At 37.0% G+C, this 25587-nt stretch carries 24 protein-coding genes; 11 read left to right on the top strand and 13 right to left on the bottom strand.

All coding sequences use genetic code 11. From position 1 onward, the window contains the following. Window positions 1–117: 117 nt before the first annotated feature. Both nlpI and RGQ13_RS12195 read left to right on the top strand, forming a co-directional pair. The gene (gene nlpI, locus RGQ13_RS12200; RefSeq protein ID WP_348390027.1) at window positions 118–1005 is read left to right on the top strand and encodes a lipoprotein NlpI; all 888 of its coding nucleotides are present in this window, start codon (window positions 118–120) and stop codon (window positions 1003–1005) included. A 39-nt stretch (window positions 1006–1044) separates the two neighbouring features. Further along, on the top strand, window positions 1045–2493 hold the full coding sequence (locus RGQ13_RS12195; protein ID WP_348390026.1) for a hypothetical protein: 1449 nt from the start codon (window positions 1045–1047) through the stop codon (window positions 2491–2493). Window positions 2494–2495: 2 nt separating this feature from the next. Here RGQ13_RS12195 and RGQ13_RS12190 read toward each other — a convergent pair whose 3' ends face one another. Continuing rightward, window positions 2496–2708 carry a hypothetical protein gene (locus tag RGQ13_RS12190; protein WP_348390025.1) on the bottom strand — a complete coding sequence of 71 codons (213 nt, stop codon included), beginning with the start codon at window positions 2706–2708 and terminating at the stop codon, window positions 2496–2498. 182 nt (window positions 2709–2890) lie between these two features. Between RGQ13_RS12190 and RGQ13_RS12185 the strand changes: the two genes are divergently transcribed. From RGQ13_RS12185 to RGQ13_RS12170, 4 genes are all read left to right on the top strand, one after another. Then, window positions 2891–4573, top strand: a complete 1683-nt coding sequence (locus RGQ13_RS12185) for a SufS family cysteine desulfurase (protein ID WP_348390024.1) — start codon at window positions 2891–2893, stop codon at window positions 4571–4573. A gap of 23 nt (window positions 4574–4596) precedes the next feature. Beyond that, window positions 4597–4980, top strand: coding sequence for a VOC family protein (locus RGQ13_RS12180; protein ID WP_348390023.1), 384 nt, complete (start codon window positions 4597–4599; stop codon window positions 4978–4980). Between the two features lie 94 nt (window positions 4981–5074). Beyond that, entirely contained in the window at window positions 5075–6973 is a 1899-nt protein-coding gene (locus RGQ13_RS12175) for a CocE/NonD family hydrolase (RefSeq protein ID WP_348390022.1), read from the top strand. A 29-nt stretch (window positions 6974–7002) separates the two neighbouring features. Next, window positions 7003–7482 carry a hypothetical protein gene (locus RGQ13_RS12170; RefSeq protein WP_348390021.1) on the top strand — a complete coding sequence of 160 codons (480 nt, stop codon included), beginning with the start codon at window positions 7003–7005 and terminating at the stop codon, window positions 7480–7482. 55 nt (window positions 7483–7537) lie between these two features. Here the strand turns inward: RGQ13_RS12170 and RGQ13_RS12165 are convergent, their stop codons facing one another. Next, window positions 7538–8014 (bottom strand): acyl-CoA thioesterase, encoded by a 477-nt coding sequence (locus tag RGQ13_RS12165; protein WP_348390020.1) that lies wholly within the window; start codon window positions 8012–8014, stop codon window positions 7538–7540. Between the two features lie 86 nt (window positions 8015–8100). Next, window positions 8101–8691: a HutD/Ves family protein gene (locus RGQ13_RS12160; protein ID WP_348390019.1), complete on the bottom strand. Its 591-nt coding sequence runs from the start codon at window positions 8689–8691 to the stop codon at window positions 8101–8103. Window positions 8692–8815: 124 nt separating this feature from the next. Here RGQ13_RS12160 and RGQ13_RS12155 point away from each other — a divergent pair, with 124 nt between their 5' ends. The 3 genes from RGQ13_RS12155 to dbpA all read left to right on the top strand — a co-directional run bounded on the left by RGQ13_RS12155 (window position 8816) and on the right by dbpA (window position 12822). Continuing rightward, window positions 8816–10801, top strand: a complete 1986-nt coding sequence (locus RGQ13_RS12155; protein ID WP_348390018.1) for a RecQ family ATP-dependent DNA helicase — start codon at window positions 8816–8818, stop codon at window positions 10799–10801. 62 nt (window positions 10802–10863) lie between these two features. Beyond that, entirely contained in the window at window positions 10864–11226 is a 363-nt protein-coding gene (locus RGQ13_RS12150; RefSeq protein WP_348390017.1) for a hypothetical protein, read from the top strand. A gap of 210 nt (window positions 11227–11436) precedes the next feature. After that, window positions 11437–12822, top strand: coding sequence for an ATP-dependent RNA helicase DbpA (gene dbpA / locus RGQ13_RS12145; protein ID WP_348390016.1), 1386 nt, complete (start codon window positions 11437–11439; stop codon window positions 12820–12822). Window positions 12823–12904: 82 nt separating this feature from the next. Here dbpA and RGQ13_RS12140 read toward each other — a convergent pair whose 3' ends face one another. From RGQ13_RS12140 to RGQ13_RS12130, 3 genes are all read right to left on the bottom strand, one after another. After that, complete coding sequence (locus RGQ13_RS12140) at window positions 12905–13441, bottom strand: Mpo1 family 2-hydroxy fatty acid dioxygenase (RefSeq protein ID WP_348390015.1); 537 nt, start codon at window positions 13439–13441, stop codon at window positions 12905–12907. Window positions 13442–13540: 99 nt separating this feature from the next. Then, a complete protein-coding gene (locus tag RGQ13_RS12135) occupies window positions 13541–14794 on the bottom strand; it encodes a DUF3570 domain-containing protein (RefSeq protein ID WP_348390014.1) in 1254 nt (417 codons plus the stop codon). After that, window positions 14785–15009 carry a DUF4266 domain-containing protein gene (locus tag RGQ13_RS12130; RefSeq protein ID WP_348389518.1) on the bottom strand — a complete coding sequence of 75 codons (225 nt, stop codon included), beginning with the start codon at window positions 15007–15009 and terminating at the stop codon, window positions 14785–14787. The genes RGQ13_RS12135 and RGQ13_RS12130 overlap by 10 nt, the downstream gene beginning before the upstream one ends. 247 nt (window positions 15010–15256) lie before the next feature. Between RGQ13_RS12130 and RGQ13_RS12125 the strand changes: the two genes are divergently transcribed. Further along, a complete protein-coding gene (locus tag RGQ13_RS12125; protein WP_348390013.1) occupies window positions 15257–15976 on the top strand; it encodes a cytochrome b/b6 domain-containing protein in 720 nt (239 codons plus the stop codon). A 32-nt stretch (window positions 15977–16008) separates the two neighbouring features. Here RGQ13_RS12125 and RGQ13_RS12120 read toward each other — a convergent pair whose 3' ends face one another. From RGQ13_RS12120 to RGQ13_RS12090, 7 genes are all read right to left on the bottom strand, one after another. Next, window positions 16009–16299 carry an ArsR/SmtB family transcription factor gene (locus RGQ13_RS12120; RefSeq protein ID WP_348390012.1) on the bottom strand — a complete coding sequence of 97 codons (291 nt, stop codon included), beginning with the start codon at window positions 16297–16299 and terminating at the stop codon, window positions 16009–16011. Between the two features lie 73 nt (window positions 16300–16372). Beyond that, window positions 16373–16639 (bottom strand): class I ribonucleotide reductase maintenance protein YfaE, encoded by a 267-nt coding sequence (yfaE, locus tag RGQ13_RS12115; RefSeq protein WP_348390011.1) that lies wholly within the window; start codon window positions 16637–16639, stop codon window positions 16373–16375. 26 nt (window positions 16640–16665) lie between these two features. Beyond that, entirely contained in the window at window positions 16666–17796 is a 1131-nt protein-coding gene (nrdB, locus tag RGQ13_RS12110; protein WP_348390010.1) for a class Ia ribonucleoside-diphosphate reductase subunit beta, read from the bottom strand. 139 nt (window positions 17797–17935) lie between these two features. Continuing rightward, the gene (gene nrdA, locus RGQ13_RS12105) at window positions 17936–20206 is read right to left on the bottom strand and encodes a class 1a ribonucleoside-diphosphate reductase subunit alpha (protein ID WP_348390009.1); all 2271 of its coding nucleotides are present in this window, start codon (window positions 20204–20206) and stop codon (window positions 17936–17938) included. 456 nt (window positions 20207–20662) lie between these two features. Further along, on the bottom strand, window positions 20663–21322 hold the full coding sequence (locus RGQ13_RS12100) for an HAD family hydrolase (RefSeq protein ID WP_348390008.1): 660 nt from the start codon (window positions 21320–21322) through the stop codon (window positions 20663–20665). Beyond that, entirely contained in the window at window positions 21322–22038 is a 717-nt protein-coding gene (ubiG, locus tag RGQ13_RS12095; protein WP_348390007.1) for a bifunctional 2-polyprenyl-6-hydroxyphenol methylase/3-demethylubiquinol 3-O-methyltransferase UbiG, read from the bottom strand. The genes RGQ13_RS12100 and ubiG overlap by 1 nt, the downstream gene beginning before the upstream one ends. A gap of 149 nt (window positions 22039–22187) precedes the next feature. After that, window positions 22188–22391 (bottom strand): TIGR02922 family protein, encoded by a 204-nt coding sequence (locus RGQ13_RS12090; RefSeq protein WP_348390006.1) that lies wholly within the window; start codon window positions 22389–22391, stop codon window positions 22188–22190. 388 nt (window positions 22392–22779) lie between these two features. On the opposite strand from RGQ13_RS12090, the gene gyrA reads away from it, so the two are divergent. Next, the gene (gene gyrA, locus RGQ13_RS12085) at window positions 22780–25500 is read left to right on the top strand and encodes a DNA topoisomerase (ATP-hydrolyzing) subunit A (RefSeq protein ID WP_348390005.1); all 2721 of its coding nucleotides are present in this window, start codon (window positions 22780–22782) and stop codon (window positions 25498–25500) included. Window positions 25501–25587 lie beyond the last annotated feature (87 nt).

Below are 25587 nucleotides of genomic sequence, written 5' to 3'. Positions count from 1 at the left end.
TGTAAACTTTTAATTTACTTGAAAATAAGGAGCCGAAAGGCTCCTTTTTTATATACTTATGTATATAATTAATATACAAAGTTATTTTCAAACCGTTAAGGCGTTTTAGGACTCTCTGTGAAATTTAAATTATCCTTTATTACCATTTTACTGCTCTCTATACTTTCAGGTTGTGCAACGTCTTCTAACACTCAGTCTTCTAGTGTGGCTAAGGTTGTTATTGCAGAGCCATTACCCGTTAACCAACAAAGCGAAGTGGCCATTGCGCGTCTAACTGAAATTTTAAACAGGGTTGAAGTTTCACAAGAACAAAAAGCTAAATTGTTTTATGACCGAGGTGTTATTTATGACAGTGTCGGTCTTAGAGGACTAGCGAGTTATGATTTTCAACGAGCGTTAAGATTACAACCAGACTTAGTCGATGCGTATAATTTTATTGGTATACATCACACTCAAAGGCAAGAGTTTTTACAAGCGTATGAAGCGTTTGATTCAGCTATTGAGCTTGACGAGCAGCATCAATATGCCTATTTAAACCGTGGTATTGCTCTTTATTATGGTGGACGCCCACAACTTGCCCTACAAGATATGCGCCGCTTTCAGTTAGAGCAACAAAATGATCCTTACCGAATTTCGTGGTTGTATATCATTGAAAATGAAATTGACCCTGTTACTGCAAAAAACAATTTAAGGCTTAACTTAAACAGTATTGACCATAATAGCTGGGCCAATAATATTCTGCGTCTGTTTCTAGGTGATATTAGCGAACAAGATTTTGTTGCCTCGTTAACTGTCGGGGTTAAAAACCATAAAGAATTAGTTGACCGATTATGTGAAGGTTACTTTTACTTAGGTAAATATAAACTTTTAAATAATTCAATAAATACATCTTCTGATTATTTTAAATTGGCGCTTAGCACTAATGTATATGAATTTATTGAACATAGATATGCGAAACTTGAGCTAGACTTGATTCAAGCTAATGTTGCGCCTATCCCAAATTAGACGGCAATAACATTGCTACGTTTCATTCAAATGTTAATATTGAGCTTGTGTCTAACCACAAGCTCTTTTTCGTTAAACGATTATTTAACTGTTCGCTTAACCGCGGGTACTTACAATCAAGATCAATTACAACTTGCCTTAAGTCTCAGTAATTTATCTGCAAAATATATCGTTTTTAAAAAAAGTACACAATATAGTTTACAGTGGCTTAATTTAGCTAAAACCTTAGCCAGAAAAGATCAAGATATTGCCTGGCAACTTGTGTTGTACTATCAACAAAAAAAACGAGTAAGGGAGCGATTATATTGGACCAATCATGCTTTTCAACTAGGGTCAGAGTCGGCAATTATTGATAGGGCTAAGCAGCTAGCCACTACAACTGAGAATTACCAACAAGCCAAAGCATTACTACAAGCCATTGATAACGAAGAAAGCCGTATGTTGCAAGTAACGCTTGCCGTTAAGTTTGCCGACATTACCCTCCTTCAAACTTTGATACCAAAATTAACCTCGTTAAATGAGCAAACCCTTTTAAAAGAGTTGCTTACCTATCAGGTGTTACCACGTTTAACTAATGGAAGTCTCACTTCCGGCGAAGCTGCACCAACAGTTAACTGTAGTAATCGTTTGCAGTTTTTTGCTACTAATTTAACTGATTTAAACAGGCTTACCGGCTTATTTAGCAAAATGCAAAATAAAGACTTCTTTAACCAGCAGTTTTGTTTTGAAACTCCAAAATATATTGCCCAAGAAAATCTTCAATGTAGTCATCAGAGTAATGAGAGAGTTAATTGTGATGTAGAGAAGTTAGTCGAGCAAGAGCTTAGTGACGACATTAAATATATTGGCGTGATGGCGCCCCAAGGCATTGCTAATGTTGATAATGGTGTTGTTTATATTGATCATTTAGATTCGCATTTAGTGCTTGAACATGAATTATTGCATTTAGTAGGTTTTATCGATGAATATCCACTAAATGAATTAAACACTGCTTGTCAGCACCAAGGCGCTATAGCTAAAAATATTGTTAACCTTAAACAGACAATTTATTCATCAGAGCTAGATGCCAGAGCTAAGGTTATGCATCAGCTGCCATGGAAAGGTTTAATTAAGTCAACCACACCAATCAGCCACAAAACGCCTACAGGGTATCGCTTGGGTACACCTAAAGGATATTCTAATGAAGTGGGGTTGTTTGTTGCCAATACGTGTAAAAACTATCTAACCGATGGCTTTGAAAATGAAACATTTAAACCGATAAATACAGTGACGCAATTACAGTACTTTGAAGAACAGTTACCATTAGCCTATGAAAAACTGGTAAAGCAAATGAGTGACCAATTTGATATGCCATCTTATCATTCTAATATTGGAAAAAAGTACAAACAACAAGGTGATTTTGAGCAAGCAAACTACTGGTTTGAAAAGTCGGCAGGGGTTCAATCTTCAGTTAAAATTAACACATTTGGCTTAACTAAAGCTCGGTAAACTTAATCAGCCTCTTTGATGAAATCATCAGAGTCAAGGTTAGACTCAACACTTTTATTACTATTAATTAAGGATTCAGGCATCTGTCTAACTTTAGCAACTGGCCACATAGATTTAGCTTTTAAAGTTAGACGGTTTTTGTTTTTACGCTCACTTAAACGTAAAGTTGTTTCAGGCTCTTTATTATTATGACTAAACCAGGAAAATAACGTCATTGTGTTTCCTCAAGTTGGTTATTACCGATCAAATCCGATCGGCTTGGATCTATAGTTATAGTAAAAATTCAGCATTTTGCGAAAATAAAATGTAACAAAACCTAGCGTTTATCTCCATCTAGATACTCTTTGTAGGTTATAATTATGCTAATTTAATATCTGTAGCCTTAAAAAATAAATAAATGAAAACATTTTCTGCAACTGAGTTTCGTAAACAATTTCCAATATTACAAACAGTTAGTGATAGCGATAATATTATTTACTTTGATAATGCGGCTACCTCGCAAAAACCTGTGGCTGTAATTAATGCTTTACATGACTTTTATTTAAATAATAATGCCAATGTCCACAGAGCGTCCCACTTTCTAAGTGCAAAAGCGACAAAATCATATGAGGTTGTTAGGGCTAAAGTTCAGAGCTTAATTAAGGCAAAGTTTGAAAATGAGATCATTTGGACTAAAGGTACTACCGAATCAATAAATTTGGTCGCACAATCATATGGTTTAAATTTCATTAAAGCAGAAGATGAGATTGTTATATCCATGGGCGAACATCATGCCAATATCGTACCCTGGCAGCATGTTGCGCAGCAAACTGGTGCTAAACTAATTATTTTACCTTTAGATGATAATGGTATTATAGATTTATCTGAAGCAGAGCGACTTATTACCGCTAAGTGTAAGTTAGTTGCTGTAAATCATATATCTAACGTAATAGGTAAAATTAATCCGGTTAAACAGCTCATTACTTTAGCCCAAAAATACAGCGCGAAAACCTTAATTGATGGTGCACAAGCAGTTGCTCATATTGCTGTTGATGTACAAGAGCTTGATTGCGATTTCTATGTATTCTCTGCCCATAAAATGTATGGCCCGACAGGTGTTGGTGTACTTTACGGGAAACAAGCATTACTTGAATCTATGCCGCCGTATCAGTTTGGTGGGGAAATGATCAAAAAAGTAAGCTTTACTGGGACTACTTACAATGAACTTCCTCATAGGTTTGAAGCTGGTACTCCAAATATAGCTGGTGTAGTTGGTCTAGGGACATGTCTAGATATTTTTATCGAAAAACCAATTTTACCTATGATTGATTATGAGCAGCAACTTTGCCATTACCTTTACCAACAACTAAGTAAAATAGAGCAGGTACAGTTCTTAGTTAAAGGTTGTCCTGATATTCCGGTATTTTCATTTACGTTTTCGGGTTTTCATCATCAAGACGTAGCATCACATTTAGATAGTAAAGGTATTGCAGTAAGAGCTGGGCATCATTGTGCAATGCCATTACTTGAAGGATTAGGCCTTGATGGTTCAATTCGAGTGTCACTTGCAGCATATAATACTTTCAACGAAGTTGATGTTCTTGTAAAACAGCTACAAGCTTTGTGCCTTGGCGAGTCAGCACCGCAATCATCAACAAATACTCATATAGAAAATGAACAATATTCGAAGTTTATTACTCAAGAGCAAGTACTAACTTTATTCAGTAAAGCGACATCTTGGGATCTAAAGCATCGAGAAATAATGTTGCTTTCCAAGCAATTAACTCGCTTAAACAAAGAACATCGCCAACCACAAGATTTAATTAGTGGTTGTGAAAGTGATGCATGGCTTGTAGTAAACTTTAATACCACTACATCTAAACTTTCTTTTCAAGCAGACAGTAATGCAAAAGTTATTCGCGGTTTAATGGTAATAATTTTAAGTGTTTATCAGCATAAAACGGCGGCACAAATACACGACTTTGATATTGAAGAGTATTTCCAAGTACTAGGGCTTATGCAGCATTTAAGCCCATCAAGGGGTAACGGTATTAAAGCCATTGTTGAACGGATTAAAGAAATAGCATATAACTATCAATAACATAACATTTAAGAATAGTAACGATGAGTATTGAAATTGAATCGGTTGGCCAAATTGCAATTGCAGTAACAAAAATAGAAGAAGCACGAGAATTCTATAAAAACACCTTAGGCTTACCATTACTATTTGATGCTGGTCCGGAGCTTTCTTTCTTTGACTGTGGTGGTACGCGGTTAATGCTCACTACAGAGCAAGGGAATGCAAAAGACCATAAAACCTCAGTGATTTATTACAAAGTTAACAACATAGAAGAAACAACAAAGCATTTACTCGCTAAAGGTGTGGCGTTTGAACGAGAGCCTCAGCTTGTTGCAAAAATGCCTGAACACGAATTATGGATTGGTTTTTTAAGAGACCCTGATGAAAACTTAGTCGGCTTAATGGCCGAGTTGCCACTTTGTGAATAGTTATATCAATCGGAATAAACACCTGAGCATTGAGTAGCAATGATAGGTGATTTGTAAATTAGTAATTAAAAAATTATAAAAAAAGGATTTATCAATGACGTTTAGGCAATTTAAAAGATTAAGTTGTTTTTTCACTATTCTAAGTATCTCTGCGATACCGAGCATAGCAAATGCAGAAGAAGCTAAAGTCGAAGAGAAAGTAGATGAGCGAGCGGAATATATTCGCGCCAACTATACAAAGTTTGAATACAAAATTGAAGTGCGCGATGGCATAAAGTTGTTTACAGCGGTATATGTACCAAACGATACCTCTAAAGAATATCCAATGTTAATGGTTCGCACTCCGTATCGAGTTGCCCCGTATGGCAGTGATAAATACAAAACCAAATTGGGACCTGATCAACAGTTTGAGAAAGATGGATTTATTTTCGTTTTTCAAGATGTCCGAGGTAAATTTATGTCCGAGGGCGATTACGTTAATATGCGCCCACAGGATGCTTACAAGAAGGGCAAGGGCGCGGTAGATGATGCCACTGATACCTATGACACTATTGATTGGTTAGTAAAAAATGTAAAACATAATAATGGCAAAGTAGGTATGTGGGGCACCTCTTACCCTGGCTATTATACTTCAGTGGCTGGCATAAATAGTCATAAAGCGTTAAAAGCAATTTCACCGCAAGCACCTATTGCTGACTGGTTTTTTGATGATTTTCACCGAAATGGCGCTTTTGTGGTGCCAATGGCATTCATCTTTTTTGATATTTTCGACAAACACCCTAAACAACCGCATGCAGCCTGGCCTGAAGAAATGAAGCAGGTAACACCGGATGGTTATGAATTCTTTAAAAATTTAGGACCTTTATCAAACGTTAATAAGCATTATTTTCATGGCTCTCGGCCATTTTGGAATGAGCTAACAGAACATCCTAATTATGATGATTACTGGCAACAACGAAATATTTTACCGCATCTTAAAAAAGTAAAACCAGCAACCTTGGTAGTCGGAGGTTGGTACGATACTGAAGACTTGTATGGTCCCTTAGCGACTTATCAAACCATGAGTCATAACAATGACGAAGATCACATCAGTTTAGTTATTGGTCCATGGTCACATGGGCAATGGAGCACTGGTGAAGGCAAAAATCTGGGCGAGGGTGACTTTGGTTTTAATACCAGTAGTTGGTTTCAAAAAGAAGTTTTATTACCTTTTTTCAATCATCACTTAAAAGATGCGGATGAGCCAAACTTAGCAAAAGCTACTATGTTCGAAACTGGTAGTAATCGCTGGCGCCAGTTTGAGCAATGGCCACCTAAAAAGTCTACCAAGACAACCTTATTTTTAGCTGCTAATGAAACCTTATCGACTGAACCACAAAAAACTGATGAGTTTAGTGATTTTATCAGTGACCCAAATAAACCAGTACCGCATTCAGCTAAAATAAGTAAAGGCTGGGACAAGCCTTATATGATTGAAGACCAGCGTTTTAGTGCACGTCGACCTGATGTATTAGTATTTGAAACCGAGGTAATGAGTGATGATCTCACCATTGCTGGGGCAATTGACTTAGATCTTTGGTTTTCAACTACACAAAGCTCAGCTGATATTGTAGTTAAATTGGTTGATGTATTTCCAGGAACAAATGTCAACACAGACGAAGTCGATGGCGATAAGGGTAATCGTCATGAGTTGGTTCGCTGGGGAGTATTGCGTGGTCGTTTTCGCGATAGTATGAGTGAGCCAAAACCGTTTAAAGCTAATGAACCAACGGCGGTGAAATTTGAGCTTTATGATGTATTACATACCATTAAACGTGGTCATAAGTTACAAATTCAAATTCAAAGCAGTATGTTTCCATTTATCGATATTAACCCGCAAAAGTATGTCGATAATATTTTCAATGCTACTAAGCAGGATTTTGTAAAAGCAACGCATAAAATTTTTCACAACGAGCAATATCAAAGTGCAATTAAATTCAAAACCATTGATTAATCAACTGGTGATACAAAACGGTGGTAAAAATGAAAATAGCTATTTTTTTGGGGCTTAAATTTGTAATTATTACAACGTATGCGGTTAGTCTGTTGGCAAGCGCTAGCGAAAATAATAATGCAGAAATAACCAAACCAATCAAACAATTATTTGCCGCCATGCGCAGTCATAGCAGTGAACAATTATTAGCCCAGTTTACTGCTAATGCGATGTTACAACGAATACAGCCCAACGGAGAGGTTATCCAGTCAGATCTAAACGGTTTTGCTGAGTCGATTGCAAAATCGACGAAATATTTGGATGAAAAATTGTTAAAAATTGAGACTCACCAACAAGGAAATATGGCGTCCGTGTGGACGCCATTTGCTTTTTATCTAGACAAAAAATTGAGCCATTGTGGGGTGAACAGTTTCCAGTTAGTGAAAACTGATCTGGGCTGGAAAATACATTATTTAATTGATAATACTTATCCAGGAGACTGTAATGCTTTTATTGCTCGGTTTAACTAATAAGCTGAAATTGGGTTAAGCAGCACAGGTTCTAAATAACAGCGCTAACTCAAATCTACTGGGTATAAATTTGCATCTCACCTTTGATTTGCTTACGCATTTCCATTAATTTTATCGCCGTTTCATTTTGTTTAATATCGGCCTCAGTTTCAGGTATCCATTGTGGAATATCAACAGGGTGTCCTGATTCATCTACTGCCACCATAATAACAATACAATGAGTTGTTAGACGACGATTTAATGATTTAGGATCACAGGCATTAACCTCAAGTGCAATATGCATTGAAGAATTGCCTGTGTAAATGACCTTCGCATCAACTTCAACTAAGTTACCCACATGAATCGGTGCAACAAACTGAATGCCACCTGCATATGCTGTTACACAGTAGCAACTACTCCAACCGGCAGAACAGGCATAAGCAGCTAAATCTATCCATTTCATTACGGCGCCACCATGAACCTTGCCGCCAAAATTAACATCTTGTGGCTCAGCTAAAAATCTTAACGTTAAGTCTCTTTGTGGTTTACTCATAGGGTTCGCTTATTCAGGCTATTTATAGGATTAGTGTTGATTTTACTATCATACTGAAAACGTTTAATAATACCAATGCAATTCACTTATAGCTTATTCAAATAAATTACAATTAACTGTTCGCCATTAAGAGAATAGTTAAACGTTTCAGTAGAAATCAGTTTTATTAAATGCCCTTGTGGCAATATAAATTCTTGATTATCGTTTTTATTGATGACTAAAGCCGGTTTACTTAAAGGGTAAATAAAACAAATATCAGCAGGTTCGATATCGATTGTTTGTTGTGAACTCAGTGGCTTAACTAATGCCGTAAAGTAGTTCGGGTTATGCATTAAGTTAAAGTCTGTTATAGCCCCATCTGTAAGTACACCAAATGTTTTACAACCACCATCAAAAGTTGAAAAGTTAAGCACTTGAGCTAAACAATCTGTTTTCGTTTCTTTAGTAAGAGCATTGGTATGGCTTAATGTTATGCCATTACCTGTCAAAAGAATAAGGTTGCGGCAATAACCACTAAAGTCAGAAAACACGCCATCTTCACTAACACTCGCGATGCTTAACCGCCATTTAAACTCATTTATCGTGCTGTTTGGGCTAATTGCTAACTCTGTTGTTTCGCCTTTACCGTTTTTCCATAGCGTAGTGGTAAATGTATCAGGCGATATAATTTCTATCAATTCGGATCTCATATATTTTTATTAAAAACTGGATTGATTATAGCAGTTTCAGCTCATGGCTTTTATAATGAATTTTCATTTAAACGTGCTAAGCTTTACCACTCGCTAACTACAAGGATGTAATATGCAAAATTCAAGCTCAGACTCAAACTTAAAATCGAATACAGACGTGCAATCATCTACTCAAATACTACAGCAACACTTCGGTTTTTCTCATTTTAGAGATGGTCAACAACAGGTCGTTGACACAATATTGAATGGCCAAAGCTCAGCGGCTATATTTCCAACGGGCTCCGGAAAGTCACTTTGCTATCAGTTACCCGCGCTAGTTCTGCCGCATTTAACCTTAGTTATTTCGCCGCTATTGGCACTTATGCAAGACCAATTAGAATTCTTAGCAAGTAAAGGTATTAGCGCTGCAAGTATCGATTCTATGCAATCTAAGGAACAATCTCAGCAAGTAATGGCAGGGGTTAAATCTGGGCATATAAAAATATTAATGATCTCAGTGGAGCGTTTAAACAATGAACGTTTTAGACAGTTTTTAGCACACATTCCTATTTCATTGTTAGTGGTTGATGAAGCGCACTGTATATCAGAGTGGGGCCATAACTTTCGTCCTGATTATTTAAAACTGCCGAAATATAAAGAACAATTTAATATTGCGCAAACCCTTCTGCTTACAGCAACGGCGACCGAAAAAGTAGTTAGCGATATGGGTGAAAAATTTGCGATAGAGCACAATAACATCGTTCTAACCGGTTTTTATCGTGCTAATTTAAATTTGCATGTGCAAGGTATCAAGCAAACAGAAAAAGATAATTATTTAGCCCAATGGCTAAATGATAAAACACAATCATCAGGTATCGTTTACGTCACCTTACAGCAAACAGCTGAACAGGTTGCTAGCAGTTTATCGGCTAAAGGTGTAGCAGCTACAGCTTATCATGCTGGCATGGACAGCGAATTAAGACAAAATATTCAACAGAACTTTATGAATGGCAACATTAAACTGATCGTTGCTACCATTGCTTTTGGTATGGGCATAGATAAAAGTGACATTCGTTTTGTTGTTCATTACGATTTACCTAAATCTATTGAGAATTATGCTCAAGAAATTGGCCGGGCAGGTCGAGATGGAAGCCCTTCTGAATGTTTAGTGTTAGCCAATTATGACAATTTAAATATTTTAGAAAATTTTGTCTACGCAGATACGCCTGAAGCAAGCGCGATAAGCTATGTGATAAATGAAATTATTGAACAAGCTAAACAGCATAACTTTCAATGGGAAGTAGTGCTTAATAGTTTGTCTAGCCAATCTAATATTCGCTTACTTAGCTTGAAAACATTGTTGGTATATCTTGAACTGGCGGGGTTAATCAAACCAGCCTACAGTTATTTTGCTGAGTATAAGTTCAAGCTTAAATGCAGTGAAAGTGAGTTGATTAATAAATTTGATGGTGAAAGACAAACCTTTATTCAGGCGATACTCGACTCTTCAGATAAAGCTAAAATCTGGTATGCCCTAAATTTTGAACGTATGGCGGTGCAATATCCAAGTGATCGCAGTAGGGTGATTACTGCTATTGAATATTTTGATGAAAAGAATTTGTTAGAATTGCAAAGTAAACAAATGACAGAGGTGTATCAAGTTAACTCAAACCCTATGGATTTAGCTTTGCTTAATAACGATATGTACTCTCGTTTTGAGCAAAAGGAACTTAGTGAAATAAAGCGTATAGAGCATCTCTTAGCGTTTTTTGCTTCAAATAGTTGTTTAAGTTTACAGCTTGCTCATTACTTTTCAGATCACCGTTTACAGCAGCCTTGTGGTCATTGTTCAGTGTGTTTAGGAAGCGTGGCTTTAATGCCTCCAGTGCCGCAGCTTAAGCCGTTAAATGAGTTTAGTTTTAATTCAATAGCCAAAGATATTATTGAAAAATTGGGTGAAAAATCTTCAGCAACACTTATTAGCCGTTTTCTATGTGGTTTAACCACTCCAATTTTTACTAAACTTAGGGTGAGAAAACTAAACGGTTTTGCCATGTTTGAAAATTATCGCTTTAATGACATCCGTTCATGGGTAGAAAAAAATATCTCTACAAATTAGTAAGATAATGAAAAACTGCTATTATTTAATAGCGCTTATTTATTATATTTTTAGGAAAAAACATGAGAATTTTATTAATAGCACTGACCATTTTAAGTTTTAACACGCTTGCCGATGAGTCTCTATCTAAGTCACAAATTACAGAAGTTGAAGCACTATTAACTGAGGCAGTAAGTAAACTTATTTATTTAGAACGCGATTGTGATAAACCTATCGATGGTGAAAAAGTCAAAGAAATGGCAAAACTAAAGGCCTTTAGTGAAGGCTACGAGACCATTGAAGGCATAAGCTGGGAAAAAATTCGTATGGAAGCACATCGTCAATATGGGGTGTTAAAAACTAAAGCTCCAGTAGGGGAGTTATGTGATGAATACAAAGCTGACATTAAAGGCAGTTATAAATTTTTAAAAGATATTGATGGTTGATTCAAAATTTAAGAAACAAATGTAACTAAAGGAGCTGTAAAGCTCCTTTTTACTTCAGGGATGAAGGAATGCAAACTGCCATGGATGGTTTTAAGTTTGTAACCTGACTCTGAAATTCTACACTTTGAAAGGTAACGGGTATATAATTGTTTCCTAAAAAAGTTGTGATCAAAAAGATCATTAAGCCGTCATTCCAATTGGGACAAAACATTGAGCCAATCTAAATTTTCTACCCTAGCATTAAAACCAGAATTATTAACCAATATTGAATCATTGGGTTATGAATTTATGACGCCGATTCAAGAGCAGAGTTTACCCGATATTATTATGGGCAAAGATGTAATTGGCCAAGGTAAAACAGGCTCAGGAAAAACTGCAGCTTTTGGTTTAGGGTTATTACAAAAGCTAGATGTTAAGCGTTTTCGTATTCAATCATTAGTCTTGTGTCCAACAAGAGAATTAGCTGACCAAGTAGCAAAAGAATTACGCAGACTTGCGCGCTCAATTCATAACATAAAAATATTAACTTTGTGTGGTGGAACACCGTTTGGACCACAAATTGGATCACTAGAACATGGTGCTCATATTATTGTTGGTACACCTGGCCGTGTTGAAGAGCATGTAATTAAAGGCACCTTAAATTTAGAAAATTTAAATTTACTCATTCTTGACGAAGCAGACCGTATGCTTGATATGGGTTTTCAGCCAGCTTTAGACAATATTGTTCGCAATTCGCCAAAACATAGACAAACACTCTTATTTAGCGCCACTTTTCCAAATAAAATCAAACAAATTTCAGAGCGCATCATGACCTTACCAACAATGGTAAAAGTAGAGTCAACCCATGATGATAGCAGTATCTCCCAGCATTTTTATCATGTGCAAGATAATGAAGAGCGCTTGCAAGCATTACAGTTGTTGTTGCTAGAACATAAACCCGAATCTTGTGTAGTATTTTGTAATACTAAAAAAGATGCGCAATTAGTGGCTGATGAATTAGTCAATTTTGGTTTTAGCACCTTATCGTTACATGGTGACCTAGAACAACGTGATAGAGATGAAACTTTAGTACGTTTTTCTAATAAAAGTACTAATGTTCTTGTTGCTACTGATGTCGCAGCTCGTGGTTTAGATATTGATAATTTAGATATGGTGGTAAATTTTCATATCGCTTTAGACACCGAAGTTCATGTGCATCGCATCGGCCGTACGGGCCGAGCCGGTAGTAAAGGCATGGCTTGTTCATTATATAGCGATAAAGAAAGCTATAAGGTGGCATTATTGGAAGACTATCTTGATCAAAAGATTATCGGTGAACAATTACCTAATATCCGTGCACTTAATGCTTTGCCTTTGCGTCCAGATATGATCACCATTCAAATTAGTGGTGGTAAACGTGACAAAGTTCGTCCTGGTGATATCTTAGGGGCGTTAACAGGTGATAAAGGTATTAAGGGTGATCAAGTAGGTAAAATTAATGTCGCTCAAAATTTTGCCTATGTAGCTATTAAGCGTAATGCCCATAAAGTAGCACTTAAAAAACTAGAAGATGGCAAAATTAAAGGCCGTAACTTTAGAATTCGAGTGATTCGTTAATTCTTTATTACGTATTATTTAGATGAGAGTTTAACCGAGTAACAGGTGATTTTATTGCCTGTTACTCGTATTTAGTTGCTTTCTATTCGCCTCTGTTTTTCGCCTCTATTGCTCTACGTTTATCCCGAGCTAACGGTGTTATTTCAGCCAATAATTTTTTTTCCCAACCTAAACCAAAATAAACTTCAGCCATAAGAAAAAATGGTCCAATTAAAAACTGGCTCAAATCATCAACAAAAGCAGGTTTAGCTTTCTCATAGTAATGGCCAATAAATTGAATTATCCAACCAATAACAAAAATTGCTACCGCGAGCCATGCTGCTCCTTCAACCGGTGCTATTAAGCTCGCAATGTATAAGTTTGGAATTATATAAACAACCATGCCTAATGCTAAACGCCAGTGTAATATAAAGTAATAAATGATGGCGATACTATAAAATATCATTGCGGCAGTAATGTTCGTCGGGTTGTCATACTCACCAAATTGAAAGTTTATTAAGCTTAATAAAATCGTTAGCGACAAAATGATCAGCGGTATGCCAACAAAATGAGTTTTAATATTCTTTTTATTAAAGTGGACGCTTTTATATTGAGATAACTGGTCTACTACATTTTTCATTACAGGCCTTATCTTTATTTTAATTTTTAGAGAGAAATTTATCTGATCATCATGGCAATTTATTGCGCTGCTGTAAAGTGGTCAGATCAGATGCCTTTGCTAAAATGAATAACTCACTTGTGCAATTACCGCTTCTACACTTTCAAATAATTCAACATCTTGTAGAGCACCAACTTCTTCAAAACCAGGATTAGTTGGTGTTTGTTGAAAGAACTCAAGCCTAAACGAAAACTCTTTACCATCTGTAAGCGGTAGTCCATATTTAATACCCAACGTTAAGCCATCCATTTCTCCTACTCGATAATCGGCACTGGCAAAGTCTGCTACAGGCTCATTGTCCAATAAAAATGGGCGATAAAAATCAGCCGCTTCTTGCATGTAATAACGTACATGTGGCTCGAGATAGCCATCATAAAAGGGAATGTAATAACGAAAATCAAAAGTGTGTGACTTTATTTCCCAATCATCCCACATATAACGATAAGAGAAATCTAATACTGTTGTGTCAAAATGATATTTTGTTTGCCAATATGCACTTTGTTTCGTTCGTTCATCAGGGCGATGTTCGTATAACTGCCTAATGCTATAGCCATCTGAATTCACCACAGACAATACTTTAAACGGATCCGTCATATAACCATTAACTTGTGATATTGAATAGTTTAATTGCATGATCATTCGACGATTTATCACTTGCGTTAAACCAAATAACAGGTCAAACGTATCTTTTGAGTCGTCGCTGGCGATTGTATCCTTATCGCCTGTTGGCGGTATAAGCATTTCTGCAAAAGGTTTATTTATACCTCCCTCTGGTTCAATAACATCATGAGAGTAGGATAGACCTACTGACACAGTGGTATTTTTTTTATTGAAATAGCGGCCTAAACTGCCGTTTAATCCCAAAGATAGGTAGTCATACTCTTTTGATAAATGCAGTCCTGTACTTGCTGTATACTCGGGTGATAGCGGCTGAGTCCATTGGGCATTAAATTGTACACGGGTATCTTTAAACGTGTCATCTAATGGCGTTTCATAGGCATCCACGTCAAAGCTGCCATTACCTGATGGGCGTGAAAATGTTTGTGCATGTGGCTGTGCAACAGCACCGGTTGCTGATGCGCCGGTAAGGGAGTCGATGGTAAATTTTAAATTTAAAAAATGTTCATCATTAAACTCTTTAGTTCCAGCGATAATTCCCTCTACTGCCGTTACTCGCTCGCTTTCACCGTAATACATAAGCGCAGTATCAAACTTCCAATTGCTGTCCTCTTCTGCATTTGCCTGGCTACCCAATAAAGAGCAGGTTGCTGCGGTTATGGCTGATTTTAGACTAACGTTATCCTTTAGTTGCATCCGCAACCTCCACCTGCAAAACTGCGGCCACCACTAGAAGCTTCCTTTGAGAAGTAAATATGATCATCAAGCGATGCATCTATAGGGGATGAGGTTAAGGCCATTTGGCGCTTTGCCAACAGATCTCTTTCCCAAGGCTCTACACCTAAACTTGAGCAGCCAGTTGCCAATGTAATACTGATGGTAAGTATTGATAGTTTGAAGTTTCTGTTCATTATGTTCGTTCCATGTTTTTCGGCTCGGAAGTTTGCTATTTAGACGAAGGTATTTTTATTGTTTAAACATCGAAGAGTTCAATACGAGTTTAGCTTGTTTATTGAACAGTAAAGGCTAAATTGCCTATTTTTGATCCTAATCATAAGAGTATCAGAGATCTTTGTTATGTTAATGATAAGTTAAAATGTTTAGGTTGTATAAGGTTTTTAAATATACATTTTATGTCACTTTCGGATGGAGGCTATTATGCAAAATAAAAATTCATCACAATCGTTAGCTTTGGTTTATGTTTGGAGTAAGAAGATACGCCTATTTCATTGGTTGAATGTTTTGTGCGTATTTTTACTGATTACTTTTGGCTTGATTATTTTAAATAGTAAAGCACTGGGCGTAACTAGTGATGGCAAAGTGCTGTTGAAAACTTGTCACGTATTGGTCGGTTATATATTTTGTATAAATTTACTACTTAGATACGTATTGGGCTTCTTCGGAACTGGCTTTGAAAAATGGAGTGCAACGTTAGCATTTAATAAAGGCTTTGCCGCAGAACTGAAGGAATATCGTCAAGGTGCACAAAAAGCTTATCAAGGCCATAATCCTGCTGGGAAACTGATGATTACGGTTATGTTTTTAGCCCTTAGTATACAAATGGTTTCAGGTTTAGTCATTGCTGGTACCGATATTTACTACCCTCCATTTGGTGGATATTTTAAAGAGCAAATTGCAATAGATAGCACGCAAGTAGAGTTGATTAAACCTTACACTAAAGAGAATGTTGATACAGAAAAATATAAAGCAATGCGTGACTTACGCTCGCCTTTTATTACCATGCATGTTTATTCGTTTTATCTTTTATTACTGCTTATTCCATTACATATTGCAGGGGTTATTTATACAGAACGCAAAGAAAAATCATCAATCACCTCTGCAATGATTAATGGTTATAAAACCTTGCCAAAAGATTGAATGTTATGGTTTAAAAGATTAAAGAGTAAGAGCTAAGTTTCACAAAACATGCGGTAAAGTAGTTGTAATATTTGTTTAGCATCATCATCTGCTAGTGAGTAATAAATTGTTTGAGCGTCACGCCGCGTGCTTACCATTTTAGCCGTTCTTAGTGATGCTAAGTGCTGAGATAGTGCTGACTGAGCGAGTGGGATTAGTTCGTTTAGCTGGCTTACAGAACGCTCACCTTCAACTAGGTTACATAAAATCATCAGGCGATTTTTATTAGCTAATAACTTTAAGTAAGCTTCGGCCTTTTCTGCACTGGCTAATAATTGACTCATTTCTGACATTTTATGGTGCTACTTTTTTTGCTTCTATAATTGAGTATAACTAACTATTCTCAGCTCAGGTTAACTATTCTGTACTAATCGTTATGTCTGTTTTAGGAATGCAACAACAAGGTAGGATTTCACCCTCACGAACAAAGGCCAATGGCTCGCCATTGATGTATTCAATTTCGCCTTTATCTAGAGTAACTCTACAGGCACCGCAAAATCCATCACGGCAGTGATAGTGAATTTCAATATTATTTGATTCGAGGTATTCGAGGGCTGTTTTAAAAATAAGCTTGTCGAAATCAGTTTCAACAAGCTTACCATCAACGGTGACTTTATTAGTCATAGTTTGAATATCGGTTAAGTATTAGTTTAAAGATCAAAATCTTCAAAGTCACTACTATCAACTGAGCTGTCTGTTTGACCAACTAGGTAAGAAGAAATCTCAGTTTCTTGTGGCGCAACTTGCACGTTATCAGATACAAGGTAGCTGTTGATCCAAGGTAGTGGATTACTTCTGATCTTAAATGGTGCATCAAAGCCAATAGCGGTCATACGTTGATTACTAATATATTCAATATATTGTTTTAACATTTCAGCATTCAAGCCGATCATTGAACCGTCTTTGAACAGATAATCTGCCCATTCTTTTTCTTGCTCAACCACATCCATAAAGATTTGGCGGCCTTGCTCTCTTAAATCGTCACTGACTTCTTTCATTTCAGGATCATCTTGACCATTTGCCCAAATATTCAATATATGTTGAGTACCGGTTAAATGTAGTGCCTCATCGCGAGCGATTAGCTTGATGATTTTTGAATTTCCTTCCAATAATTGACGCTCTGAAAAGGCAAAAGAACAAGCAAAAGACACATAAAAACGAATTGCTTCAAGGGCATTTACCGAACAAATGGCTAAATAAATACGCTCTTTTAATTTACGTTTAGTCACTTCGATGGTTTCACCGTCAACTTCATGGGTGCCTTCACCATGCAAGTTATAAACCTGCGCCATTAAAATCACATCATCAAAATATTTGGCGATGCTGCTGGCACGTTTTAAAATTGCTGGATTAACCACAATATCATCGAACACTTCAGCAGGGTTAGTGAATAGGTTACGTAGAATATGAGTGTATGAACGAGAGTGAATAGTTTCTGAGAATGCCCATGTTTCAATCCAAGTTTCAACCTCAGGTAAAGAAACTAACGGCAAAAATACGGCGTTTACACTACGTGCAGCCATGCTATCAAGTAACGTTTGGTATTTTAAATTTGAAATGAAAATATGCTTCTCTGCTTCTGAAATAGACTGCCAGTCAGCTCTATCTTTAGACACATCAACTTCTTCAGGGCGCCAGAAAAATGATAATTGTTTTTCAATTAATTTCTCAAATGCGGAATGTTTTTGTTGATCGTAACGCGAAACATTAACCGGATTACCTAAAAATATAGGTTCAAGTAATTGGTCATTTTTAACTTGATTAAATGTAGAATATTTCATTTTTAACTCTTTAATGCTGTCACTTTCATTTATTGGTTCTAAGGTGTGTGACAAAAATTCTGTTTAACACAGTAATATAAACTGAGCAATCCAGCTTGTTGGTGAAACACCCTACAAACTGGATTGTTTTATGTATGGCTTAGATCTTACAAGCACCGCCGGCGCAATCGTCTTCCATATCATTTTGGCTATCGTTAGCGCCATCAAAAGTATTATGGTAATACATGGTTTTTACACCAAGTTTATAGGCGAGCAATATATCTTTTAATATTTGCTTAACCGGTACTTTACCGTTTTCAAAGTTTGCCGGGTTATAGTTAGTATTTGCTGAAATTGTTTGGTCAACGAATTTTTGCATGATACCAACTAGCTCTAAATAACCTGTGTTATCAGGGATATTCCACAGCAACTCATAGTTATGCTTAAGTTTTTCATACTCTGGTACTACTTGCTTTAACACACCATCTTTACTGGCTTTAACACTGATCAAACCACGAGGTGGCTCGATACCATTTGTAGCATTTGAAATTTGTGAAGAAGTCTCTGATGGCATTAACGCCGATACTGTAGAGTTACGCACACCATGCTCTTTAATGCTGGCGCGTAAACCTTCCCAGTCTAGGTGTAAGCCTTCTGAACAAACCTTATCAATTTCTTTTTTGTAGGTATCAATCGGTAAAATACCTTGCGATAAGCGCGTTTCATTAAACTTAGGGCAGGCACCTTGCTCTTTCGCTAAATTGTTAGATGCTTTCAATAAGTAAAACTGAATAGCTTCGAACGTTCTATGCGTAAGGTTATTGGCGCTACCGTTTGAGTAGAACACACCATTTTTAGCTAAGTAGTAAGCATAGTTAATTACGCCTATACCTAAAGTACGACGACCCATAGTTGCGCTTAACGCTGCAGCTACTGGATAGTCTTGGTAATCTAATAAATTATCAAGAGCACGAACGGCTAAATCAGCTAAACCTTCTAATTCGTCTAAGCTGTCAATTTTACCAAGGTTGAATGCTGATAATGTACACAAGGCGATTTCGCCGTCTGCATCATTAATGTCATTCATCGGTTTAGTTGGTAAAGCAATTTCTAAACAAAGATTAGATTGACGAACCGGCGCTACGGTTGGATCAAATGGGCTATGAGTATTACAGTGATCAACGTTTTGTAAGTAAATACGACCCGTACTTGCACGCTCTTGCGCAAACAAAGTGAATAATTCAATTGCTTTAATACGCTTTTTGCGAATAGATTCATCGTTTTCGTATTTTACATACAAAGCTTCAAATTTATCTTGGTCTTCAAAGAAAGCATCGTACAAACCAGGAACATCTGAAGGGCTGAATAACGTAATGTAATCGCCTTTAATTAAACGTTGGTACATGGTTTTGTTAAATTGAACGCCGTAATCTAAATGACGAACACGGTTCTCTTCAACACCACGGTTGTTTTTAAGTACTAATAAGCTTTCTACTTCTAAATGCCATAAAGGATAGAATAAGGTGGCAGCACCACCGCGAACACCACCTTGAGAACAACTTTTAACCGCTGTTTGGAAATGCTTATAAAATGGAATACAACCAGTATGGAATGCTTCACCGTTACGAATTGAGCTACCTAAAGCACGAATACGTCCGGCATTAACACCAATACCAGCACGTTGTGATACGTATTTTACAATCGCACTCGTGGTGGCATTAATTGAATCTAAACTATCGCCAGCTTCAATCAATACACAAGATGAGAATTGACGAGTAGGGGTACGAACACCGGCCATAATTGGTGTAGGTAATGAAATCTTAAAGCTGGAAATCGCGTCGTAAAATCCTTTAATATATTCTAAGCGCGTTTCGCTTGGGTATTTTGCAAATAAACATGCCGACACTAGCATATATAAAAACTGCGCACTTTCGTAAATCTCGCCAGTTACACGGTTTTGTACAAGATATTTACCTTCTAATTGCTTAACAGCAGCGTAACTGAAGTTTTTATCGCGATTATGATCAATATAGCTATCTAAAGTCGCAAATTCTTCCGCAGTGTAATCTTCAGTTAAATGCTTGTCATATTTACCAGCAGCAACCATTTTAGTTACGTGATCAAATAATGCTGGCGGTTCATATTTACCGTAAGCTTTTTTGCGTAAATGGAAAATCGCTAAACGTGCAGCTAAATATTGATAATCAGGCGTTTCTTCTGAGATTAAATCAGCAGCAGCTTTTATGATCGTTTCATGAATATCTTCAGTTTTGATACCGTCATAAAACTGAATGTGAGATTTGATTTCTACCTGAGAAACTGAAACGGAGTCTAATCCGTCTGCTGCCCAGTCTATTACTTGATGGATTTTATCGAGATCGATAGGTTCTTTTTCACCATTGCGCTTGGTGACAAAAAGGTTGTTATTCATGAATGACCTGTCTTTATAGTATTTATTAGTTTATAGATTGAGTTATTTTATTTATTTTTATTTTTACTAAGGCAAAGCGCAGTAATACTATATCTGCTTTCCCTGCTTTATTTTTACCCAACATCCAATATGTAGCATTGTTAAAAAATGCACAACATCTTGGGGTTTTCTGTGTGCATAGATACAAGGTAATGTGGTTTCACTTTTAATGCAACCCCTAGATATAGTGTTTTTAATGCGTGTTTTTAACTTGCTTAATATAGGTTAGTGGTAACTAACTTAGTAAGGGTCATTTCTGTGCGAGTTAACAAAAATGCAAGATTTTTTTTTAACAAAAAACTTTTTTTAAATCTTTTTTGTAATAAAAGTGGAGGCTTTATACGATAAAGCGATAAGGATATTAAACTCATTTATAAACAGATAGTTACGGTACTGATTAAACTTTGTACGACTTGTTTATTTACTAATCCCTACTAAATCTAAGGGATTCGAAATAATGTGATTTGCTTGCCATTTAGAGCAGTCATCAAGGGGTTTTATGTAACCCCATTTTACCGCAACAGTTGTCATTAAGGCGGCATTACCTGCATCAATATCACGTTTGGCATCCCCTAAGTACCAAATATGTTCAGCGGCAACGCCAAGTTGTTTACTTGCTAAAAGCATTGGTGCAGGGTGAGGTTTACGCTCTTTTATGGTATCACCACTGATGTTTGATTGAGATTTAGCAAACTGTTCAAAATGCAATAATAGAGGATCAGTTAAAAAGGCTGGCTTATTGGTGACAATACCCCAAGGAATATTAGCATCTTCAATCAAGGTTAACAGCTGCTCAATACCGGGAAATAATTTTGTATGGGTGGCAATATTTTCTAAATAATAATCGAGAAACTCTTGGCGCAAGACTTCTTTATCGAATTTAGCAAGTTGCTCTTTAAAGCCAAGGTCCAATAAAGGATAAACTCCATCAGAGGCCACTAATCGGTATTCTTTGCTAGAAACCTTAGTGAAGCCATGAGCGTTAAGCAAATGATTTAATGCTGCGCCTAAATCATCTGCGGTATCTAATAGTGTGCCATCTAAATCAAATAACACACCCTTAGCAGTACTTAACATTAAATTGTCTCAGGCATTTTAAAAGCAAGAATATAGTTAACGTCTAAGCCATCAGCTAACTTATGGTTTTCAGTGATTGGGTTATAATGAATACCACTAGCGTCAAAGCATTTTAAGCCAGCATTTTCAGCCCAGGTAATCAATTGTGACGGGCGAATAAACTTATCCCAATCATGAGTACCATCAGGCACCAGTTTTAGCAGTTTTTCAGCGGCTAAAATTGCAAACAAATACGATTTAGTGGTTTTATTCAAGGTAGAGAAAAACACATAACCACCAGGTTTTACCATTTGCGCACAGGCACAAATGATAGACGCAGGATCTGGTACATGTTCTAACATTTCCATGCAGGTTACTACATCAAAGCTTTGTTGATTCTCATTAGCTTTTTGTTCAGCTGTAATTTTTTCATAATTTACCGTTACACCGGCTTCTAAGGCATGTAGCTTAGCCACATTTAATGGCTCTTGTCCCATATCAATACCGGTAACATTAGCGCCTAATCGAGCTAAGCTTTCTGCCAATATACCACCACCACAGCCAACATCGATAACTTGCTTGTCAAAAATGTCACCAACATGAGAAGTGATAAAGTTGCGACGCAATGGGTTTATTTGATGCAACGGCTTAAAATCGCCATGTAAGTCCCACCATTGACTGGCGACTTTTTCAAATTTGGCTATTTCTTCAGGGTTTACGTTTAATTGTTCAGACATGATAATTTTTGTTTGCAGCTAAGATCTGTATTGATTCTATCTTAAAGACAAAGCCAATTACAGAAAATTGACTTTACAGAGAAATAAAGTTTTAAAAGTGACTTGTTACACTATTTCGCACAAGGCTAATGCGAAACTCCTTAAGTTGATTATTCGATGCGATCGCCAATTTTGTTTAATACAGTAACTTCGCCATCACATACAGCAATAATTGACTTACCTTTTTTAAATTCATCAGAAATAATAACCCGACCTTGTTCTTTTTGTGGGAAAGAAGCAATTTCATGATTTAATTCTAAAGAGGAGATGTCGTAATAAAGAATGGTGACGGTACGTTGTTTTAGTTTTGCCATTATTTTTCTTATATAGTTACTGCTTGTATTACAACTAGAACGTTATAATTTTGTTAATGCGACTATTTATATCGAACTAAATTGCTTATGTAAACAAACTTAAGGAATTAAGTTAAAAAGGGGTGACAAAAACGGTGGTTTAAGGTTTAATCTTAACTACTGTTTACTTAGGTGCTAAATGGTTACATTTTTTGTGTAATTTATTTAAATCAACATCTAGTAATTTATAGGTTAAAGCCGCACAATATTGTTTGATCAATTAGATTAACAATCTGTCGTCTTTATTCTAAATAAAGAAGTGCAGGGTAACTTACCTTTATGGTAATATTCTGCCTCGATAATAATAATTTTGAGCATTTTTGCTGACATTTAGGGAAAGCATCGTTTTATGACCGATATGGCTAAAGAAATCGTTCCTGTCAATATTGAAGATGAATTAAAAAACTCTTACCTTGATTACGCCATGAGTGTAATTGTTGGGCGTGCATTGCCTGACGTAAGAGATGGTTTAAAACCAGTTCATCGTCGTGTTCTTTATGCAATGAGTGCATTAGGAAATGACTGGAATAAGGGCTACAAAAAATCTGCCCGTGTTGTTGGTGACGTAATTGGTAAGTATCACCCCCATGGTGACACTGCTGTATATGACACTATCGTTCGTATGGCTCAGCCATTCTCCTTACGTTATATGCTAGTTGACGGCCAAGGTAACTTTGGTTCTGTTGATGGCGACTCTGCTGCGGCAATGCGTTATACCGAAATTCGCATGCAAAAAATATCGCATGCAATTTTAGCTGACTTAGATAAAGAAACTGTCGACTTTGTACCTAACTATGATGGTCAGGAATACATGCCGGCAGTTATGCCTACCCGCGTACCAAACCTTTTAGTTAATGGTTCTTCTGGTATCGCCGTTGGTATGGCTACAAATATTCCTCCACATAATTTAACTGAAGTAATCAATGGTTGTATCGCGCTTATCGATAACAACGACATTACTATCGATGAGTTATTTGAATTCATTCCAGCGCCAGATTTCCCAACTGCGGGTATTATCAGTGGTGTTGCTGGTATTCAAGAAGCGTACCGTACTGGTCGTGGTAAATTAAATATCCGCGCCCGTGCGAGCATTGAAGTTCATGAAACAACTGGTAAAGAAACTATCGTTGTTCATGAGTTGCCGTATCAAGTGAACAAAGCTCGCTTGATTGAAAAAATGGCGGAACTGGTTAAAGAAAAACGTTTAGAAGGCATTTCAGCCCTACGTGACGAGTCTGATAAAGACGGTATGCGTATGGTTATTGAAGTCAAACGTGGTGAAGTAGGCGAAGTTATTTTAAATAACTTATATAAGCTTACGCAAATGCAAGTTTCTTTTGGTATGAACATGGTTGCTATCGATAATGGCCAACCTAAGTTATTTAATCTTAAAGCGATGCTTGAAGCATTTGTACTACATCGCCGTGAAGTGGTAACTCGTCGTACTATTTTCGAATTACGCAAAGCGCGAGAACGTGCTCATTTACTTGAAGGTTTAGCTGTTGCGTTAAGTAACATTGATCCTATCATTGAACTGATTAAGAAATCTCCAACACCTGCAGAAGCTAAAGAAGGCTTATTAAGTCAAGGTTGGACGCTAGGTACTGTAGCTGAAATGCTTGAACGTGCTGGTGATGACGCTGCTCGTCCTGAATGGGTTGAACCTGGGTTTGGTATTGTAGATGGTAAATACCACCTAACAATGCAACAAGCTCAAGCAATCTTAGACTTGCGTTTACACAAGCTTACTGGTTTAGAACACGAAAAGATTCTAACTGAGTACAAAGAGTTATTAGAAATTATTGCTGAATTGTTGCATATTCTTGGTAGCCCAGAACGTTTAATGGAAGTTATTCGTGAAGAGCTAGAAGCAATACGTGATGAATTTGGTGACGAACGTCGTACAGAAATCTCTCTTGCTTCACACGATTTATCTCTTGAAGATCTAATCACTGAAGAAGATGTAGTAGTAACGCTTTCTCATGAAGGTTACGTGAAGTACCAGCCATTATCAGAATACGAAGCACAGCGTCGTGGTGGTAAAGGTAAAGCCGCAACTAAGATGAAAGAAGAAGATTTCATCGAACGTCTGTTGGTTGCTAATACTCATGACACTATTTTATGTTTCTCTGATCGTGGTCGCATGTACTGGTTGAAGGTATACCAATTACCTCTTGCTACCCGTACTGCCCGTGGTCGTCCAATTGTAAATGTTTTACCGCTAGAAAGTGATGAACGTATCACTGCCATATTACCGGTAAGAGAATACGAAGAAGACAAATTTATAATTATGGCAACTGCCTCAGGTACAGTGAAGAAAACGCCTTTAACGGCTTATTCTCGCCCTCGTGCTAACGGTATTATTGCCTTGAACCTTCGTGATGACGATACCTTAATAGGTGTTGATATTACCGACGGAACAAATGACATTATGTTGTTCTCTGATGCAGGTAAAGTTGTTCGTTTCAATGAGAAGAAACGTGACAGTGAAACCGGTGCGATTAAAACTGATCCTGAAACAGGTGAAGAACTATGGGCGTTGAAACCTATCGGTCGAACTGGTACTGGTGTTAGAGGTATTAAGTTGGAAGGTGAACAAAAAGTTGTTTCACTTATTATTCCAAGAACCGAAGGCGCAATCTTAACGGTAACCGAAAATGGTTATGGTAAGCGTACTGAGTTAGCGGAATATCCAGCGAAGAGCCGTGCAACTAAAGGTGTTGTTTCAATTAAAGTAAGCGAACGTAACGGTAACGTTGTTGGCGCAGTACAAGTTGAAGATGCCGATGAGATTATGATCATCACCGATAACGGTACATTAGTACGTACTCGTGTGAATGAGGTTAGTATCATTGGTCGAAATACCCAAGGTGTTCGCTTAATTCGCACTAGCGATGACGAGAACGTTGTAGGTTTACAGCGCATCGACGAAATCGAAGAAGTAGAAGAGTTACCATCAGAAGAGGGCAGTGATGCACCAACCTCTGAAAGTAGTGAAGTAACAAGTAGTGAAGAATCGACGGAGGCTAGCGTTGATGCTGCCGATGAAGAGTCTGATACTGAAGAGTAACTTCAATTTCTAATCTTATAAATGGGCGGTCTTTACCGCTCATTTTTATTTTTAGCCTATTGCTTATTTATTAGTTCTATTAACTGG

The sequence above is a fragment of the Thalassotalea psychrophila genome, assembly GCF_031583595.1.
Lineage (GTDB): Bacteria > Pseudomonadota > Gammaproteobacteria > Enterobacterales > Alteromonadaceae > Thalassotalea_A > Thalassotalea_A psychrophila.
Note: the sequence above shows the minus strand (reverse complement) of the source record. Positions and strands in the feature narration are given on the sequence as shown.

What these genes read in the sequence shown, in the direction of transcription:
- RGQ13_RS12170 (WP_348390021.1), top strand. Translation starts at nt 7,003, where the DNA reads ATGAAAATAGCTATTTTTTTGGGGCTTAAATTTGTAATTATTACAACG.
- RGQ13_RS12155 (WP_348390018.1), top strand. Translation starts at nt 8,816, where the DNA reads ATGCAAAATTCAAGCTCAGACTCAAACTTAAAATCGAATACAGACGTG.
- RGQ13_RS12090 (WP_348390006.1), bottom strand. Translation starts at nt 22,391, where the DNA reads ATGGCAAAACTAAAACAACGTACCGTCACCATTCTTTATTACGACATC.
- RGQ13_RS12140 (WP_348390015.1), bottom strand. Translation starts at nt 13,441, where the DNA reads ATGAAAAATGTAGTAGACCAGTTATCTCAATATAAAAGCGTCCACTTT.
- yfaE (WP_348390011.1), bottom strand. Translation starts at nt 16,639, where the DNA reads ATGACTAATAAAGTCACCGTTGATGGTAAGCTTGTTGAAACTGATTTC.
- RGQ13_RS12185 (WP_348390024.1), top strand. Translation starts at nt 2,891, where the DNA reads ATGAAAACATTTTCTGCAACTGAGTTTCGTAAACAATTTCCAATATTA.
- RGQ13_RS12125 (WP_348390013.1), top strand. Translation starts at nt 15,257, where the DNA reads ATGCAAAATAAAAATTCATCACAATCGTTAGCTTTGGTTTATGTTTGG.
- RGQ13_RS12175 (WP_348390022.1), top strand. Translation starts at nt 5,075, where the DNA reads ATGACGTTTAGGCAATTTAAAAGATTAAGTTGTTTTTTCACTATTCTA.
- RGQ13_RS12165 (WP_348390020.1), bottom strand. Translation starts at nt 8,014, where the DNA reads ATGAGTAAACCACAAAGAGACTTAACGTTAAGATTTTTAGCTGAGCCA.
- RGQ13_RS12100 (WP_348390008.1), bottom strand. Translation starts at nt 21,322, where the DNA reads ATGTTAAGTACTGCTAAGGGTGTGTTATTTGATTTAGATGGCACACTA.
- nrdB (WP_348390010.1), bottom strand. Translation starts at nt 17,796, where the DNA reads ATGAAATATTCTACATTTAATCAAGTTAAAAATGACCAATTACTTGAA.
- RGQ13_RS12150 (WP_348390017.1), top strand. Translation starts at nt 10,864, where the DNA reads ATGAGAATTTTATTAATAGCACTGACCATTTTAAGTTTTAACACGCTT.
- nrdA (WP_348390009.1), bottom strand. Translation starts at nt 20,206, where the DNA reads ATGAATAACAACCTTTTTGTCACCAAGCGCAATGGTGAAAAAGAACCT.
- RGQ13_RS12130 (WP_348389518.1), bottom strand. Translation starts at nt 15,009, where the DNA reads ATGAACAGAAACTTCAAACTATCAATACTTACCATCAGTATTACATTG.
- RGQ13_RS12180 (WP_348390023.1), top strand. Translation starts at nt 4,597, where the DNA reads ATGAGTATTGAAATTGAATCGGTTGGCCAAATTGCAATTGCAGTAACA.
- gyrA (WP_348390005.1), top strand. Translation starts at nt 22,780, where the DNA reads ATGACCGATATGGCTAAAGAAATCGTTCCTGTCAATATTGAAGATGAA.
- RGQ13_RS12120 (WP_348390012.1), bottom strand. Translation starts at nt 16,299, where the DNA reads ATGAGTCAATTATTAGCCAGTGCAGAAAAGGCCGAAGCTTACTTAAAG.
- ubiG (WP_348390007.1), bottom strand. Translation starts at nt 22,038, where the DNA reads ATGTCTGAACAATTAAACGTAAACCCTGAAGAAATAGCCAAATTTGAA.
- RGQ13_RS12190 (WP_348390025.1), bottom strand. Translation starts at nt 2,708, where the DNA reads ATGACGTTATTTTCCTGGTTTAGTCATAATAATAAAGAGCCTGAAACA.
- RGQ13_RS12135 (WP_348390014.1), bottom strand. Translation starts at nt 14,794, where the DNA reads ATGCAACTAAAGGATAACGTTAGTCTAAAATCAGCCATAACCGCAGCA.